This is a genomic window from Aeromonas sp. BIGb0445, assembly GCF_024809075.1.
Classification (GTDB): domain Bacteria; phylum Pseudomonadota; class Gammaproteobacteria; order Enterobacterales; family Aeromonadaceae; genus Aeromonas; species Aeromonas rivuli.
Genome location: NZ_JANUES010000006.1, coordinates 122,711 through 138,827 on the forward strand (window position 1 = coordinate 122,711; position 16,117 = coordinate 138,827).

Consider the following 16,117-nt stretch of genomic DNA (forward strand, 5'->3'; position numbering starts at 1 on the left):
AGCAAAGATATGTGGTTACGCAAAGCTGGAGTGGCATTGTGCTGGAGCTGTCTGGTGCTGTGTGCAACGACCGTCAGGGCGGATGATACCGAACTGTTTATCTATGACTTCAATAAAGCTGGTGACTTCAGACCCAAGGTGCTGCTGATATTTGATAATTCCGGCAGCATGAGCGAAACCATGGAGCAGGTGAAAGAGTCTTATAATCCAGCGACAACCTACCCCCCTCTCTCCAGTGATCCAGATACAAATAGCAGTAAAAAATATATATATTTTTCGACAGATGGTTCGGTGCCAGAAATAACCAGCACCAAGCGTTTTTCCGATAAGATAAATGCTTGCGCTACATCAAAAACACCATTGGCTAACATAGGCTATTTTCAATCGCAAGTTTGGACATACGAGGTCAACAACGGCACCCCGCCTGGACGTGGTCGAGGTGATTGGAATTCAATCAGTAGTTATCGGGAAAGCAGTATATATTTGGTCGACTGCAAACAGGACGTTCTTGCCAGTAACCCTGCAAATCCTTACACAGGGAGCTGGTCCGTTGGGAGTGGATATCCAGTTGATAAAACAGGTAATAATAGCGGAACTTGGTTTTATACCACAAATATAAATAACTATGATAACGCCAGCAACACTAGCGTGCTACTCTATTCTGCCAATTATATTCGCTGGTATTATGGGCCCACAGGTTTTTCTATTCAATCGAGGCTGCGCATTGCCAAAGATGCGGTGAGTGGGCTGATATCATCCACGCCCGGTGTTGATTTCGGTCTGGCGGTGTTCAATCGAAATGATGATAGTGATAACAATGGTGGCCGTATTTTACGGGATATCCTAGGGAACGAGATAACCTTGGCAAATGGTAAAACGGGTGAGCAAGATTTGCTGGATAGAGTGGAAGAATTGACAGCTAGTACCAATACACCTTTGTGTGAAACGTTGCGTGAGGCATATCAGTTTTTTGGTGGTAAGTCAGTCGTATATGGCTTGCAAGGAGGAACTCGAGATAAGTCTGCCGAGAATCCAGAGGGAACCTATGAGGCACCCTATGATAACTGTTCAAATAATGGTTATGTTATTTATATCACCGACGGTGAACCGACCCAAGATACCTCTTCAGATACTTTCGTTCAGGGGTTGGTAAACACACTCACAGCCGACGAGAAAGCGGCTTATGGCTCTACTGTTTCTTATGGTTCAGGGAATAACAGAAGGAGTAGTTATTTAGCTGCTTTGGCTGGTTATATGAAGCACAAGGATGTTAATAGTGTGTCACCCGGAACTCAAACAGTAACGACCTTTACTGTTGGGTTTGGTGATGAGGCGATTACCGGTGCGGGGAATTTACTGGCCGAGGCAGCGAGAAGAGGTGGTGGTGAGTACTATCCCGCGACCAATGCGTCAGCATTAACGGATGCACTTAAATCATCTTTGTTGGCCATCCTTCGTATAAATACATCTTTAGTGTCACCGGCTATCGCCAGTAATAACTTTGACCGTACCCGAAGTCTGAACAATATTTACTATGCCATGTTCGAACCAGATGATGGCCCCAGATGGCGTGGTAATCTCAAAAAACTGGAGTTTTCTGCCGATGGCTATGTGGTGGACAGTAGAGGGCTGCCAGCCATTAAAGCGGATGGAACTATTATTGATAGTGCACAAACCTTCTGGTCATCTGGAAGAGATGGTAACAAAGTCGCCGAGGGTGGGGCTCAGGAGATGTTAGCGGCCAAGAGCAATCGAAACCTTTATGTCATCAATAAAGGACAAGGCAGGCTGGATTCGCTCACTAAAGCTAATCTGGTAGCGCAAGCGGGTAGTGAAGCTGCATTGATGAGCTTTATGGAGGTCAGTGATACTACTGAGTTAGATAAGTTAATTAACTGGTCCAAAGGGTCTGATGTCGATGATGAGGATTTTGATTCATCGACCCTTATTCGAAGCCATATTATGGGTGACCCCCTCCACTCTCGTCCTTTGGTTTTGAACTATGGCCCCCAATCCGGTAATCCTAGCGATGCCCCTGACTTAAGGATTCTGTTTGGTACAAATGCCGGCTTCCTGCACATGTTTAAAGATATGGGGAGAACAGTAGATGAAAGCTGGGCGACCATCCCTTATGAATTTATGAGAAACCAGCAAGCCCTGCGAATCAACGCTGAATCGGCAGAGCATATTTATGGTGTTGATTCTTCCCCTGTGGTCTTGATAAAAGATGCCAATAGAAATGGTGTTCTGAAATCATCGGAGGGGGATTTTGTCTGGCTTTTCACCGGACTGCGCAGTGGTGGTAATGCCTATTATGCGTTCGATATATCCTCACCAGATACGCCAAGTCTGAAATGGAATCTTAATGCTCAAACAGCAGGCTTTGGCGGATTAGGGTTGACATGGTCTGTGCCGGAGGTTGCCTTTATTCCAGGGGTCACGAATCCAGTGCTGATCTTTGCGGGTGGATATGACGTGAATAAGGACGAGCTGGGCTTGGGAAGTGGCGATAGCCTGGGGCGTGGGATTTATATCGTGGACTCAACCAGTGGCAACTTGCTATTCAGTGCCACACCTGGTGTGACGTCGACTAAAAACCTTCAGGTGTCAGGTATGGACGATAGTATGCCTGGCTCTGTTGCCACACTGGATAGTGACGGTGATGGCAAGATAGATAGAGTCTATGTGGGTGACACCGGCGGTAATATCTGGCGTATGGATATATTCACCGATGCCAACAACCCACAGGCAGCGTTGACCCTCAGCCGGCTCAGTGTGATCAAATTGGCAAACTTGGGGTCCGACAATGTTCAGGCCGATGATCGTCGTTTCTTTACTCAACCTATCGTAGTGCGAACCATCAATAAGCAGGTCACCCGTACCGTTGTGGGAGGAGACCCTAGATACTCCTATCAGGAGCGTCCCTTCGATGCTGTGTTGATCGGCAGTGGTGACCGTAACCGTCCCTCATCGGAGTCAACGGTCCACAATGGTTACTTTATGTTGCGTGACTATGATGTGGCCGTGCGAAGTTCTACTAGTGCCGTGCCTGCTCCCATTCTCGCCTCCAATCTTTATGATGTGACGAATGATCCCTTGTCAGCACAGACCACAGATGACGGCATACTGACAGTTAAAGCGGGGATCACCAGTGCCAAGGGGTGGGTAAATTGGCTCAATGAGCCGGGCGAGAAATCCATGGGTGCCGGTGTGGTACTGCAGGGAAAACTCTACTTCACTTCCTTCTTGCCACAAGTTCAGTCTTTCCAGCAATGCACTATTCAATCCATCGGGGCCGCTCGTCAATACATGGTGGATATGCACTACGGCACCTCATTTAAATATGTGGTCGACCTAGATGGCAATAAGACGCCAGAAAGGTATGTCGAAGTGCAAAACAAGGTGGCCGATGATCTGGTGGTGCATGCAGGGGATGACGCCAAAATTCGGATCATTGGTGGTGGTACTGGCGATGAAGTTATCCTGAAAGATGATGGCAGCGGCGAACCAGAGCGCTGTACCGGAGCTGGCGAATGTGTCCAGGGGGCGGAAGAAGCCGAGATGGATATGTCGCCCAAGAAAATCTACCTGTATGAAGGAGAAACACAATGAGGCTTCTCTCTTGGATGGTGGCGCTTGGTCTGAGCATGCCGGTAGGAGCGCTGGCTGCCGATATGAAGTGTTATGTCGAGTTGGCCAGCGGCCAGCGAGTGGTGTTACAGGGCACTATGGGGGACGCGTCCCCCATGGCAATACAGGAAAAATTCAAGGGCAAGGGATACGAGGTCAATGGTGTCATTCAACCTGTGAACAAGGTGTTGGAGTGCCTGCCTTTGGGGGAGGTCTTTCAGTCGAAAGAAGCGAAGCTGCAGGATGCGAATCAGCTGAGGTAGCGTTAAGGACAGATGTTGTTCTGGGTAGCCTGAGTGGAGCGTCCTGATGGGGCAATGACCAGATTAATCTGAGCCATGCCTTGAGCGCAGAGATTGAGGGTTGCATTTGTACCCAGGCTGGTACCATCGGGGCTGAACAGTGTGGTACGCCTGTTATTGACGATGGTCATGGTGCCCGGGAAGGGGTGACTCCTGGCGAGCAACAGCTCTCCTCCATTGAAGGCATTGCTCGCATCATCATCAATAAAGATCAGCATCTGGGTCGGGTTGGCGAGGACGCAACTGTCGTTGGCATCGGCCAGGCAGGCAGTGACCGAGAACTGATTGTCAATGGCTTGGCTGCGAGCAAAGCGCAGGTGCTTCAATAACGTGCGGGATTCAAACTTGAGGGTATTCTCATTTACCAGGCTGGACAGGGCGGGAGCACCGATACCGAGCAGAATGACCCCCAGACTGACGGCTATCATCAGTTCAAGCAAGGTAAACCCCTTCATCTGCCTTTCCATGGATGAAATCTCCGCTGATTGACTACAGCTTATCTGCTTCACGCCAGAGTGCCAGGCAAAGTACAAGGGTTGAGCTGGCACAGCCAGCGCCTTTTCTTTATCATTCCCCATCATTTCGGTTGAAAGAATCATCGCCATGGCAAAAGCCCTCTCCCTGATGCTTGCCCAGTTAAACCTGACGGTAGGCGCCATCGAAGATAACTGTGACAAAATTCTGGCCGCTGCCGAGCAAGCCTCAGCACAAGGGGCCGATCTGCTGGTCTGCTCCGAACTGGCCCTGACCGGCTATCCGCCGGAAGATCTCTTGCTGCGCGCCGATCTCATGATACGGGTCGAGGCGGCCCTGGCTCGCGTTGCCGCCTGGCAGGGCTCCTGTGCCATCTTGCTGGGCCACCCCTGGCGCGAGGATGGCAAACTCTACAATACCGCTTCCTTGTACGATAACGGTGAACTGCTGGCCCGCTATCTCAAGCAAGACTTGCCCAATTACGGGGTCTTTGACGAGAAGCGTTACTTCAGCGCCGGCAACGAGACCTGTGTGGTGAACTTGCGAGGCCATCAGCTGGGCCTGCTTATCTGCGAAGACCTGTGGCAACCGGGTCCGGCCATGGCCGCCAAGGCGGCGGGTGCCGAGCTGCTGCTCACCATCAATGCCTCGCCCTATGACAAGGACAAACCCTGGATCCGTCGCGAGCTGATGGCGGAGCGCTGCGGCCAGACTGGCCTGCCGCTGGTCTATCTCAATCAGGTATGCGGTCAGGATGAGCTGGTGTTCGACGGCTGTTCCAAGGTGTTCAACGGCCAGGGGGAGCTGACTCACAGATTGGCTCCCTTCGCAGAGGAGCTGGCGCTGGTTCATTTTGGCAATGGTCAGCCCCGCAAGGAGCGCGAGCCTGCGGCGCCTCTGGCTCCCCTGGCCGAGGTCTATCAGGCTTTGGTGCTGGCGGTACGTGATTACATCACCAAGAATGGCTTCCAGGGCGCCGTGCTGGGTCTGTCCGGCGGTATCGATTCGGCATTGACCCTCGCTATCGCCGGCGATGCGATTGGCAACGACAAGGTACAGGCAGTGATGATGCCGTTCCGCTATACGGCCCAGATGAGCGTGGAAGATGCCAAGGAGCAGGCCGAGCGAATGGGAGTTGAATTCAACATCATCTCCATCGAGCCCATGTTCGAGGGCTTCATGACTCAGCTTGCCCCCCTGTTCGAGGGCACCGCCCGGGATACCACGGAAGAGAACCTGCAGGCGCGCTGCCGCGGTGTGCTCTTGATGGCGCTCTCCAACAAGCGGCGCCGCATCGTGCTGACTACCGGCAACAAGAGCGAGATGGCCGTGGGTTATGCCACCCTGTATGGTGACATGGCGGGCGGCTTTGATGTGCTCAAGGACGTCCCCAAGACGCTGGTGTTCCAACTCTGCGAATACCGCAACAGCGTCGATTATGTGATCCCGCAGCGGGTCATCGACAGGCCGCCTTCGGCAGAGCTAGCCCCTGACCAAGTGGATCAAGACAGCTTGCCCCCCTATGAGATCCTCGATGCCATCTTGCAACGCTATGTGGAGCAAGATGCTTCGGTCGCCGACATGGTGGCGGAGGGCTTTGAGGAAGCCACGGTGCGCAAGGTGATCCGGCTGGTGGACATCAACGAATACAAGCGCCGTCAGGCCGCGGTGGGGCCACGTATCTCGCCCCGTAATTTTGGTAAGGATCGCCGTTACCCCATCACATCCGGGTTTGGCAAACAGAACTGGTAAGGAGTCACCATGAAGAAGATTGAAGCCATCATCAAGCCATTCAAGCTGGACGATGTACGGGAAGCCCTGGCCGAGATCGGCATCAACGGCATGACGGTCTCCGAGGTCAAAGGCTTCGGACGCCAGAAGGGTCATACCGAGCTGTATCGCGGCGCCGAATACATGGTGGATTTCCTGCCCAAGGTCAAGGTTGAGCTGATCGTGCAAGACGAGGAGCTGGACGCCTGCATCGAGGCTATCCAGAACACGGCCCGCACCGGCAAGATAGGGGATGGCAAGATCTTCGTGTGTGAGGTTGAACGGGTGATCCGCATCCGCACCGGCGAAGAGAACGAAGACGCTATCTGATGTGGAAGCGCCTCGTGCTTGGGAGCCTGTCGTTGGGGCTCGCCGCCTGCAGTAGTTCGCCGCCAGCCCAGCCGGAAAATCTGTGTCAGATCTTTCGTGAGAAGCCTGACTGGCATGAGGCGGCCCTCGACATGTCGAAACGTTGGGGCACGCCGGTCCAGGTGGTGATGGCCATGATGTATCAGGAGTCCTCCTTCGTACATGATGCCCAGCCACCTATGGGGTATTTCCTCTTTATCCCCACGGGACGGGCCAGTTCGGCCTATGGCTATGCCCAGGTCAAAGATGATACCTGGGATGATTATCAGCGGGAGACCGGCAACAGCTGGAGCAGCCGCGATGACTTTGCCGACGCCATCGATTTTATGGGCTGGTACACTAACAAGGCTCAGAAGCTCAATGGCACCTCCAAGTGGGATGCCTACGGCCAGTATCTGAATTATCACGAAGGCTGGGGTGGCTATCGCCGTGGCAGCTACCGCAGCAAGGGGTGGCTGATGAAGGTCTCCCGCAAGGTAGAGGCCCGTGCCCAGCGCTACGGAGCCCAGTATCGACAATGCAAGGATCAGCTCTCCAGCGGGGGCTGGTTTTCGTAACTAATCAGGAGTTCAGACATGCCGTTATTGGACAGTTTTACCGTCGACCATACCCGTATGGAAGCCCCTGCCGTGCGGGTGGCCAAGACAATGCAGACCCCGAGCAAAGACACCATTACCGTGTTCGATCTGCGCTTCTGCTTGCCGAATCAGGAGATCCTCTCCGAGCGTGGCATCCATACGCTCGAACATCTCTTTGCTGGCTTCATGCGCGATCACCTCAACGGTGACGGGGTCGAGATCATCGATATCTCCCCCATGGGTTGCCGCACCGGCTTCTACATGAGCCTGATAGGTGCGCCGGATGAGGCGCGGGTTGGCAAAGCCTGGCTGGCGGCCATGGCGGATGTGGTCAAAGTGCAGGATCAGTCCCAGATCCCCGAGTTGAACCTCTATCAGTGCGGCACCTATGCCATGCACTCTCTGGATGAAGCTCAGGATATTGCCCGCAATGTGCTGGCTCGTGGGGTGGGTGTAAACCACAACGATGCGCTCGCCTTGCCGGAAGAGCAGCTCAAATCCCTGTAATAGGGTAAGACAAACACGAGAGGGGCCGCTGATAGCGGCCCCTCTTTTTGGTGGCGGGTAAGCAGGCAAGACCGTCAGAGTGCCAGTGGCATCACCCTGTTACGACCCAGTTCCTTTGCCTTGTAGAGCAGCTTGTCGGTACGTTCTACCAGGGTATCCCCCGTCTCTTGGCTGTTGAACTCACCGACCCCGAACGACGAGGTGATGTGATCGATGCGCTTGCCAGACTTGCGATCCAGGATCGACATCTTCTCTATGGCTCGACGCAAACTCTCTGCCATCTGACGGCTAAGGGAGAGGTTGCGGCCAGGCAGCAGCAGGGCGAACTCCTCACCGCCGAGGCGGTAAGCGGTGATGCCATCCCGGCAGCCTTCGCGCATGCGTTGGCTGAAGGCGCGCAACACCTGATCGCCAAGCAGGTGGCCGTATTCGTCGTTGAAGCTCTTGAAGCGATCGATATCGGCCAGGATCAAGGAGAAGGGATGACGGCTGCGGATCAGGCTCTCAAGTTCCAGTCCGAAGGCGCGTCGGTTGAGCAGGCCGGTCAGCGCATCCTCATTGGCGAGCTTGCGGGTCTCGTTGAGCATCTCCCTCAGCTCCTTGATCTCCTTCTCGGCATTGCTTAGCTGGCTGCGAAAGTGCATGGTCGACATGCGCACATCGCGAGACTCGCGCACCAGATCCCGTAATATACCCATGGTATCGTCGAGGCTGAGCCCCTCATCCTCGATCTGGCTCAGTCGATCGAAGCTGCGATCCAGCATGGTCTGAAAGGCGCCGGTGTCTGACAGTGCATCCTGCATGGTATGGCCAAGTTCGCTGGTCATGGCCGCGAGGCTTAGCTTCATGGTTTCGATCTGCTGTTCGTCCTGAGCCGCCAGATGCTGATGGAACAGGCGCTCGCAGGTCGTCAACGAGCAGGTGCCCTGCAATTTGATGGCCTGATCGATGGCGTGATTCAGCTCGGGCATGCTGGCCGACACATAGCTGTACCAGAGGGTATAGTTGGCAGGCGTGGTGGGGATCTGATACTTAATCATCAGAGGAACCGCCTGCTTCAGGTAGGCGGCGGACTGCGCGAATGAATCCTTGCTCATGAGTTCCATGTCTTATGGGGCACACAATTTCGGCCAGTATGACAGAGAGATGTTGTAAAAGGCAGCAGGTGGATGCCATTAGCTCCCCCCTCCGATATACTAGCCGAGTCATTACTTATTCTAAGGCCTGCTTATGTCTGAAAAAGATCCTTTCCTCCAACGAGAGGCCGAGAAATACGAGAATCCCATCGCCAGCCGCGAAATGCTGCTGGAGCTTATTCGCGGTCATGAAAAACCCATGTCCCGCGAAGAGCTGGCCACAGTCCTCAAGCTGACTGAAGAAGAGCCGTTGGAAGCCCTTCGCCGTCGTCTGCGCGCCATGGAGCGTGACGGACAACTGGTCTTCACCCGCAACCAATGTTATGCCCTGCCGGATCGTCTGAATCTGGTGAAAGGCTATGTGCTCGGCCATAAAGATGGATTCGGTTTTCTGCGCCCTGAAGGTGGTGGATCGGATCTGTTCCTGAACAACCGCGAGATGCAAAAGCTGATGCACGGCGATTACGTGCTGGTGCAACCGACCGAGATCGATCGCAAGGGCCGCCAGGAGGCGCGCGTCGTGCGTCTGCTCAAGGCGCGTGAGGCTGACATCGTCGGGCGTTACTTCGTCGAGAACGGCATGGGCTTCGTGGTGCCGGACGACAGCCGCATCGGCCAGGACATCGTTATCCCTGAAGGGGAGAACAAGGGCGCTCGCCAGAGCCAAGTGGTTGTAGTGCGTGTCACTCAGCGTGCCACGGCGCGCATCAATGCGGTCGGTACCGTGCTGGAAGTGCTGGGCGAGAACATGGCCCCCGGCATGGAAATCGACATAGCCCTGCGCACCCATGGCATTCCTCACACTTGGCCCGACGAAGTGGCCAAGGAGATTGCAGGGCTGGGCGAGCAGGTGCCGGAAGAAGCCAAAGTGGGCCGCATCGACCTGCGTTCCCTGCCGTTGGTGACCATAGATGGTGAAGATGCCCGCGACTTCGATGACGCCGTCTTCTGCCAGGCCAAGAAGAGTGGTGGCTGGCGCCTCTGGGTTGCCATTGCCGACGTCTCCTCCTATGTTCGCCCAGGTACCGCCCTGGATGGCGAGGCTTATCAGCGTGGCAACTCCGTCTACTTCCCCGAGTACGTGGTGCCCATGTTGCCGGAGGTGCTCTCCAACGGCCTCTGCTCCCTGAACCCGCAGGTAGACAGGCTCTGCATGGTGTGCGAGATGACCATCTCCTCCGGCGGCCGCATGTCCGGCTACAAGTTCTACGAAGCCGTGATGAACTCCCACGCTCGCCTGACCTACAACAAGGTGGCAGCCATGCTGGATGGCGATGCCAAGTTGCGCCATCAGTATGACCCTCTGGTGGGGCATATCGAGGAGCTCAACAACCTCTACAAGGCGCTCAAGCATGCCCGCCATCAGCGCGGTGCCGTGGAGTTCGAGAGCGAAGAGACCCGCTTCATCTTCAACGCCCAGCGCAAGATAGATCGCATCGTGCCCCTGGTGCGCAACGATGCGCACAAGATCATCGAAGAGTGCATGATCATGGCAAACGTGGCTGCGGCTCGCTACATCGAGAAGAACGAGGCTGCCGCCCTGTTCCGGGTGCATGACCGTCCGGGTGAAGAGCGTCTGACCAACTTCCGTGGCTTCCTTGCCGAACTGGGCCTGGAGCTCAAAGGCGGTCTGGAACCCGAGCCGAAAGATTTCGCCGAGCTGGCTGCCAAATTCGAAGGCCGTCCGGATGCCGAGCTGCTCTCCACCATGTTGCTGCGCTCCATGCGCCAGGCGGTCTATCAGGCCGACAACATAGGTCACTTCGGTCTGGCATTGAAGTCCTATGCTCACTTCACCTCGCCGATCCGCCGTTATCCTGACTTGATCCTGCACCGCGCCATCAAGTTCCAGGCGGCCAAGGAGCAGGCGGCCCAGCGTAACAAGTGGACCCCGAGTGGCGGTTACCACTATCAGCTGGCAGAAGTGGATCCCATGGGCGAGCACTGCTCCATGACAGAGCGCCGTGCCGATGATGCCACCCGCGATGTGGCCGACTGGCTCAAGTGCGAGTACATGCTGGATCACGTGGGTGACGAGTTCGACGGCGTCATCGCCAGCGTCACCGGCTTTGGCTTCTTCGTGCGTCTGGCGGAGATCCACATCGACGGCCTGGTGCACATCAGCTCCCTCGACAATGACTACTACCAGTTCGACCCCATGCATCAGCAGCTGATCGGCGAGAACTTCCGCCGTCGCTATCGTCTGGGTGATCGGGTGCGGGTCAAGGTCATGGCCGTCAATCTGGACGATCGCAAGATCGACTTCACCATGGTGGAGGAGCCCCTCAAGGCGACCGGCAAGAATGCCAAGGAGATGGCGCGCAAACAGGCCGAGATCAAGAGCGAGAAGGCCAAGAGCAATCGCCGCCATGAGCGTCGTCAGGAGGGCAAACCCCTGAAGACCACGGCCGCCAAACCCAACAACCGCCGTCCGAGCAAGAAGGCGCGCGACAAGGCCAAGAGTACGAAATGAGCAGTGAACTGATATACGGCATCCATGCCGTGGCCGCCCTTCTCGAACGTGAGCCAGAGCGTTTCATTGAAGTGTGGGCCCTCAAGGGGCGCGACGACGACAGGCTGCAACCGCTGTTGGATGAGCTGGAATCCCTGGGCCTCAAGGTGCAGAGCGTGAACCGCAAGACCCTCGATGATAAAGCCGAAGGCAACAATCACCAGGGCATCATGGCCAAGGTGATCGAGGCGCCCAAGCTGGCCGAGCATGACCTGGCCAGCCTGCTGGACCAGCTTGAGCAGCAGAAGGCACAGCCCTTCCTACTGGTGCTGGACGGGGTGACGGATCCCCACAACCTCGGCGCCTGCCTGCGCAGCGCCGATGCGGCTGGGGTGCATGCGGTGATAGTGCCACGGGACAAGGCCACCGGCCTGACCTCGGTGGCGCGCAAGGTCGCCTGTGGCGCCGCCGACGTGGTGCCGCTCATCCAGGTCACCAACCTGGCCCGCAGCCTGCGCGAGTTGCAGCAGCGCGGCATCTGGCTGGTCGGCACCGCCGGCGAGGCGGATCACGACCTCTATCAGGCCAAGTTGACCGGTCCCATGGCGCTGGTGATGGGCGCCGAGGGCAAGGGCATGCGTCGTCTGACTCGTGAGCATTGTGACGAGCTGGTCAGCATCCCCATGGCTGGGGCGGTTTCCAGCCTCAACGTCTCGGTGGCCACCGGTGTCTGCCTGTTCGAAGTGGTGCGTCAGCGCCGTGGTTGAGTGAACGCCATGGAGCGACCCCTGTTTAGCTGGGATCCCCACATCGATGAGCAGGAGGCCAATGGCCTCCTCTCTTTTGCCCGTTTGCAGCATCTGGCGCCGCGAGAGTGTTTGTGGCGGGCAGGGGAGCGCCCTGACCTGCTCGTGAGGGTCGAGCAAGGGCTGTTGCGAGCCCGGGTCGCCCTCGATGACGGCCGCGAATACATCAAGGAGTTCTACTGGGAGGGGGATGAGTTTCTCGATTTTCATCATCAGCTCAGTGGTCAGCCCGCCCGCTACAGCGTGGAGGCATTGGAGCCGTGCCGTCTGCGGGTATTTCCCCTCGCCAGCTTGCGTCAGCACCGCCTTTGGCCCGCCTGGTACCAGCATCTGATCGCCGTCCAGCTGCGCATCAAGGAGGAGAAGGAGCTGCTGTTGCTGACCGGCACCCCGGAGGCGCGTTATCAGCACTTCCTGACCCATTTCCCCGCCCTCGATGCCCGTCTGCCGGATCATCAGGTGGCGGCCTATCTCGGCATTACCCCCATCAGCCTGAGCCGGATCCGGAAACGACTGCGATCTCGCTAAGGTGTCTCGCTCTTTCCCTGCATGAAAATCCCTGCCGTCCGTTAACCAAGGTTAATGCGGGGCCACTGGCGGGACGCTATGCTGGCGGCTTCTTCCCAAGGAGTCAGTTATGGATTGGACCCTCAAGGGCTTCGACGCCCTCTCGTTACATGAACTCTATGATCTGCTGGTACTGCGCTCGCGGGTGTTCGTGGTGGAGCAGACCTGCCCCTTCCTCGATCTGGATGGGCTGGACAAGCGCGGCGATGTGTTGCACCTGCTGGGGTGGCAAGACGGTGAGCTGGTCGCCTATGCTCGCCTGCTGGCACCCGATGTCGTGAAGCCGGGCCATGCGGTGATAGGGCGGGTGGTGACGGCGCCTGAGGCCCGTGGCGGCGGTCTGGGCCATCAGTTGATGGAGACGGCAAGCGCCGAGTGCGAACGGCTCTGGCCCCAGGCGCCCATTTACCTGGGTGCCCAGGCGCAGCTGCAGGAGTTCTATGGCCGTCACGGCTATCGACCCGAGGGGGAGGCCTATCTCGAAGATGACATACTGCACATCGGCATGGTTCGCCCCTGAGGGTGAGCGACCTTGTGCGCAACCCTCAGGACCTCTAATGCCTTTTTGGCATAACAATGAAATTATTATGTCTTGAGGTAGTAAAGAAAACGGATGCCTCTCTCGGACTTAGTCCGTATTCTTTGAATGATTAATCGACAATATTCGGCAGAGGCATCCTAAAGTGGCAAATCTTGCGATAAATACTGAACAAGATCCGAAAGCTTTGCTGCTTCACCGATTTATGACTGCCCCTGTCCTGAATGGGGAGGGGCGATGGAGCTGATCCGCAAGCGCTTCGCCCTCGATCTGCAAACCTTCGCCATCATCACCCTGGTGCTGGGCAATCTAGCCCAGGCCTTCTCCGATGTGCTGGTCAAGCTGATCGGCCCCGGTTTCAGCCCCTTCCAATACATGTTCCTGCGCCAGCTGCTGACCCTGCTGGTGTTGCTGCCTTTCATGCTGCGGGTGCCGAGAGCGGCCTGGGGACTGGGGGCCTGGAAATGGCACCTGCTGCGCGGCCATCTCTGTCTGATCGGCGGTGGGGGCATGATGCTGGCCCTGACCCAGCTGCCGCTCGCCACGGCCAACGCCATCTTCTATGTTTCTCCCCTGTTGACCCTGCCGCTGGCGGCCTGGCTGCTCAAGGAGAAGATCAACTCCCGGGTCTGGCTGCTGGGGGGCATGGGGCTGCTTGGGGTGGTATTCGTACTCAAACCGGGGGACTTCCATCTCGCCGGGCTGGGGGCGCTGGTCACGGCCTTTACCCTGGCACTGTTCAATGTCACCGGTCGCAAGCTGCCAGCGGGTATCTCTGTGGTGGCGACCCTGTTCTGGGCCAACCTGCTGGCGCTGCCGCTGACGGCGGGGCTGGCGGTGCATCAGTGGCAGCCGGTGGATTGGCGTCTGCTGGTGCTGATCGGGGGCAGCGGCGTGATGCAACTGCTCTACCATGCCAGCTGCATCTATGCCTATCGGCAGGTCGAGGCCAACCGCATCGCGACGACTGAGTACTCCGGGCTGATGTTCGTGGTGCTGCTGGGGGTCTGGCTGTTTGGCGAGATCCCGAGCTGGAACCTCTGGGTCGGCGTGGGTTTCATCCTGCTGGCCATCCATTGGCAGCGTCGCCTGCGCTAGCGCGCTCTGTGTTCCTGCCAATGAAAAACCGGCCGCTTGCCGGTTTTTTCATATGAGCAGCTTATGAGGCCGATCCCGATTGTGGCACCGAAAATAGGGTAGCCTGCCTCGCTCATAGTGACAGGAACGCCGTCGTGACATCCACCCTCTTTGCGGCCATCTTGCTGGCCGCGCTGCTGCATGCCCTCTGGAATGCGCTGGCCAAGCGCCAGGCCGAGGGGCGGGTCAGCGTCTTGCTGGTCTCCCTCTGCTCCGGGCTGTTTGCCGCCCCCTTCTTGCCGCTGGTGGGGTTGCCAGCGCCTGCCGAATACCCCTGGTTGGCACTCTCCATCCTGCTGCATTGCGGCTACTGCCTGTTTCTCGGTCGTGCCTATCGGCTGGGAGAGTTCGGCCAAGTCTATCCCCTGGCCCGTGGCAGTGCCCCCCTGGTGACCCTCTTGCTCGGGGCTCTGCTGCTGGGGGAGGTGCCCGGTGGGATGGCGATAGCGGGTGCCCTGGTGCTGGTCAGCGGGGTGTTGCTGATGGCCTGGCGCGGTGGTGTCAGGTTGGCGCCTGCGGCCTTGCGTGCCGTGCTGATCACGGCGCTGTTCACCGCCGCCTATACCCTCTCCGACGGGGCTGGTGCCCGCTCGGCCGGAGAACCGGTGCGCTATACCCTCTGGCTGTTTGCCCTGACGGCCTTGATGATGCCGCTGCTGATGGGTTGGCAGAGTCGCACCGCCTGGCGCGCGCTCAGTCTCGCGGCATGGCGCACCGGCGCCCTCGGCGGCGTCTTGTCATTGCTGGCCTACGGCATCGTCATCTGGGCCATGACCCAGGCGCCCATCGGGCTGGTGGCGGCGCTGCGCGAGAGCAGCGTGCTGTTTGCGGTGCTGCTCTCCTGGTGCTGGCTGGGGGAGAAACTGGGTCGGGTACGGCTGTGGGCCGCGCTGGTGATCCTCTGCGGTATCCTGTTGATCCGCCTCGGCTGATGGGTGACTACATCAGGCCGGTATGCGACCGGCCTGATGTTTGGCTTAAGGAGTGACCCGGGTGATCAGGGTAAAGCCCTCCTCGCAGGGGGCGAGCTGCACCCGCACCTGGCCCAATTCGGCCAGACCGGTCACATGAGTACCACCGCAGGGGATAGTCACCTCCTGGCCCTCGAGTTCACAGTGCCAATAGCGCGAGTCTATGATGGCTTCGCCGGCCCGGCTGCGACGGATAGCCCCTCCTGCCGCCAGCCACTTCGCCAGCTGATCGTTGACCTTGCTTTCAATCTGTTCGAGCGCTGCCAGCAGTGCCTCGCCGTTGACACCCTTCTTGCGCAGACTCTTGCCGATCCGGTACTGCTCTTGGGAGCCCATGGGCTCGACCCGCGAGGTCTGGATGGCGAGGCGGTCAAAGTCGGGCTGATCCAGGGCGTCGCGCTCGCTCACCTCCTTGCGCCAGTAAGGGACGAGTGTCCGGTTGAGAGCCAGCGCCGCCAGGTGGCAGCCGCTGTGGCCCAGGCTAAGGGTGAGGCGTCGCTCGCTATCCACCTGCAGTCTTATCTCGGTGCCGACTGCCAGGTCATATCGGCCGGACAAGGGGTGAACCACCACGAACGCCCAACCGGGCTCACTCCGCTTCACGGGTATATCGAGATCGACAAAGAGTTCACCCGCAGGGTTGATAGCCCCCATGCGACAGGGGGCCACCTTGGCCTCACCCCCCTCCCAGCACACCCTGCCCATATCCCCAGGCTGATCGGGCCAGAGATGACTCTGGGGGTGAAAGGGGCTGAGGTCTGTCACCAGCAGGGTCGGTTCACCGACTTGGCAATGGATCACCTTAGCCAGCTCGTTGTGATGACCCAGCACGAAGCTGGCGCGGGTATGGTGCATGGGACACTCCTGCAATGGGATTGAA

15 protein-coding genes are annotated in these 16,117 nt (G+C 57.5%); 12 read left to right on the forward strand and 3 right to left on the reverse strand.

All coding sequences use genetic code 11. The features are described from left to right. The first annotated feature begins 9 nt into the window (after positions 1-9). A complete protein-coding gene (locus M2367_RS13860; protein ID WP_259237017.1) occupies positions 10-3,612 on the forward strand; it encodes a PilC/PilY family type IV pilus protein in 3,603 nt (1,200 codons plus the stop codon). Next, complete coding sequence (locus M2367_RS13865) at positions 3,609-3,893, forward strand: TapY2 family type IVa secretion system protein (protein ID WP_259237019.1); 285 nt, start codon at positions 3,609-3,611, stop codon at positions 3,891-3,893. Before M2367_RS13860 ends, M2367_RS13865 begins: the two co-directional genes overlap by 4 nt. A 2-nt stretch (positions 3,894-3,895) precedes the next feature. On the opposite strand, the gene M2367_RS13870 is transcribed toward M2367_RS13865, so the two are convergent. Continuing rightward, complete coding sequence (locus tag M2367_RS13870; RefSeq protein WP_259237020.1) at positions 3,896-4,537, reverse strand: GspH/FimT family pseudopilin; 642 nt, start codon at positions 4,535-4,537, stop codon at positions 3,896-3,898. Here M2367_RS13870 and M2367_RS13875 point away from each other — a divergent pair. From M2367_RS13875 to luxS, 4 genes are read left to right on the forward strand one after another with little or no spacing between them, the layout of a single operon-like run. Then, on the forward strand, positions 4,536-6,158 hold the full coding sequence (locus tag M2367_RS13875) for an NAD+ synthase (protein WP_259237021.1): 1,623 nt from the start codon (positions 4,536-4,538) through the stop codon (positions 6,156-6,158). The genes M2367_RS13870 and M2367_RS13875 overlap by 2 nt on opposite strands. 9 nt (positions 6,159-6,167) lie before the next feature. Further along, the gene (glnB, locus tag M2367_RS13880; protein WP_005895417.1) at positions 6,168-6,506 is read left to right on the forward strand and encodes a nitrogen regulatory protein P-II; all 339 of its coding nucleotides are present in this window, start codon (positions 6,168-6,170) and stop codon (positions 6,504-6,506) included. Further along, on the forward strand, positions 6,506-7,102 hold the full coding sequence (locus M2367_RS13885; protein WP_042044188.1) for a transglycosylase SLT domain-containing protein: 597 nt from the start codon (positions 6,506-6,508) through the stop codon (positions 7,100-7,102). The genes glnB and M2367_RS13885 overlap by 1 nt, the downstream gene beginning before the upstream one ends. Before the next feature lie 18 nt (positions 7,103-7,120). Then, entirely contained in the window at positions 7,121-7,630 is a 510-nt protein-coding gene (luxS, locus tag M2367_RS13890; RefSeq protein WP_005895411.1) for an S-ribosylhomocysteine lyase, read from the forward strand. 74 nt (positions 7,631-7,704) lie between these two features. Here luxS and M2367_RS13895 read toward each other — a convergent pair whose 3' ends face one another. Then, entirely contained in the window at positions 7,705-8,727 is a 1,023-nt protein-coding gene (locus M2367_RS13895) for a GGDEF domain-containing protein (protein ID WP_042044187.1), read from the reverse strand. Between the two features lie 133 nt (positions 8,728-8,860). On the opposite strand from M2367_RS13895, the gene rnr reads away from it, so the two are divergent. The 6 genes from rnr (at position 8,861) to M2367_RS13925 (ending at position 15,198) form a co-directional block, all read left to right on the forward strand. After that, entirely contained in the window at positions 8,861-11,239 is a 2,379-nt protein-coding gene (rnr, locus tag M2367_RS13900; RefSeq protein ID WP_259237022.1) for a ribonuclease R, read from the forward strand. Then, positions 11,236-11,985, forward strand: coding sequence for a 23S rRNA (guanosine(2251)-2'-O)-methyltransferase RlmB (gene rlmB / locus M2367_RS13905; RefSeq protein ID WP_042044185.1), 750 nt, complete (start codon positions 11,236-11,238; stop codon positions 11,983-11,985). Before rnr ends, rlmB begins: the two co-directional genes overlap by 4 nt. 9 nt (positions 11,986-11,994) lie before the next feature. Further along, a complete protein-coding gene (locus tag M2367_RS13910; protein ID WP_259237023.1) occupies positions 11,995-12,552 on the forward strand; it encodes a Crp/Fnr family transcriptional regulator in 558 nt (185 codons plus the stop codon). A 109-nt stretch (positions 12,553-12,661) separates the two neighbouring features. Further along, entirely contained in the window at positions 12,662-13,111 is a 450-nt protein-coding gene (locus M2367_RS13915) for a GNAT family N-acetyltransferase (protein WP_259237024.1), read from the forward strand. A gap of 255 nt (positions 13,112-13,366) precedes the next feature. Continuing rightward, positions 13,367-14,227 carry a DMT family transporter gene (locus M2367_RS13920; RefSeq protein ID WP_042044181.1) on the forward strand — a complete coding sequence of 287 codons (861 nt, stop codon included), beginning with the start codon at positions 13,367-13,369 and terminating at the stop codon, positions 14,225-14,227. Positions 14,228-14,361: 134 nt separating this feature from the next. Then, entirely contained in the window at positions 14,362-15,198 is an 837-nt protein-coding gene (locus M2367_RS13925; RefSeq protein WP_259237025.1) for a DMT family transporter, read from the forward strand. Positions 15,199-15,243: 45 nt separating this feature from the next. On the opposite strand, the gene M2367_RS13930 is transcribed toward M2367_RS13925, so the two are convergent. Beyond that, on the reverse strand, positions 15,244-16,092 hold the full coding sequence (locus M2367_RS13930; protein ID WP_259237026.1) for a hypothetical protein: 849 nt from the start codon (positions 16,090-16,092) through the stop codon (positions 15,244-15,246). Between the last annotated feature and the right edge of the window lie 25 nt (positions 16,093-16,117).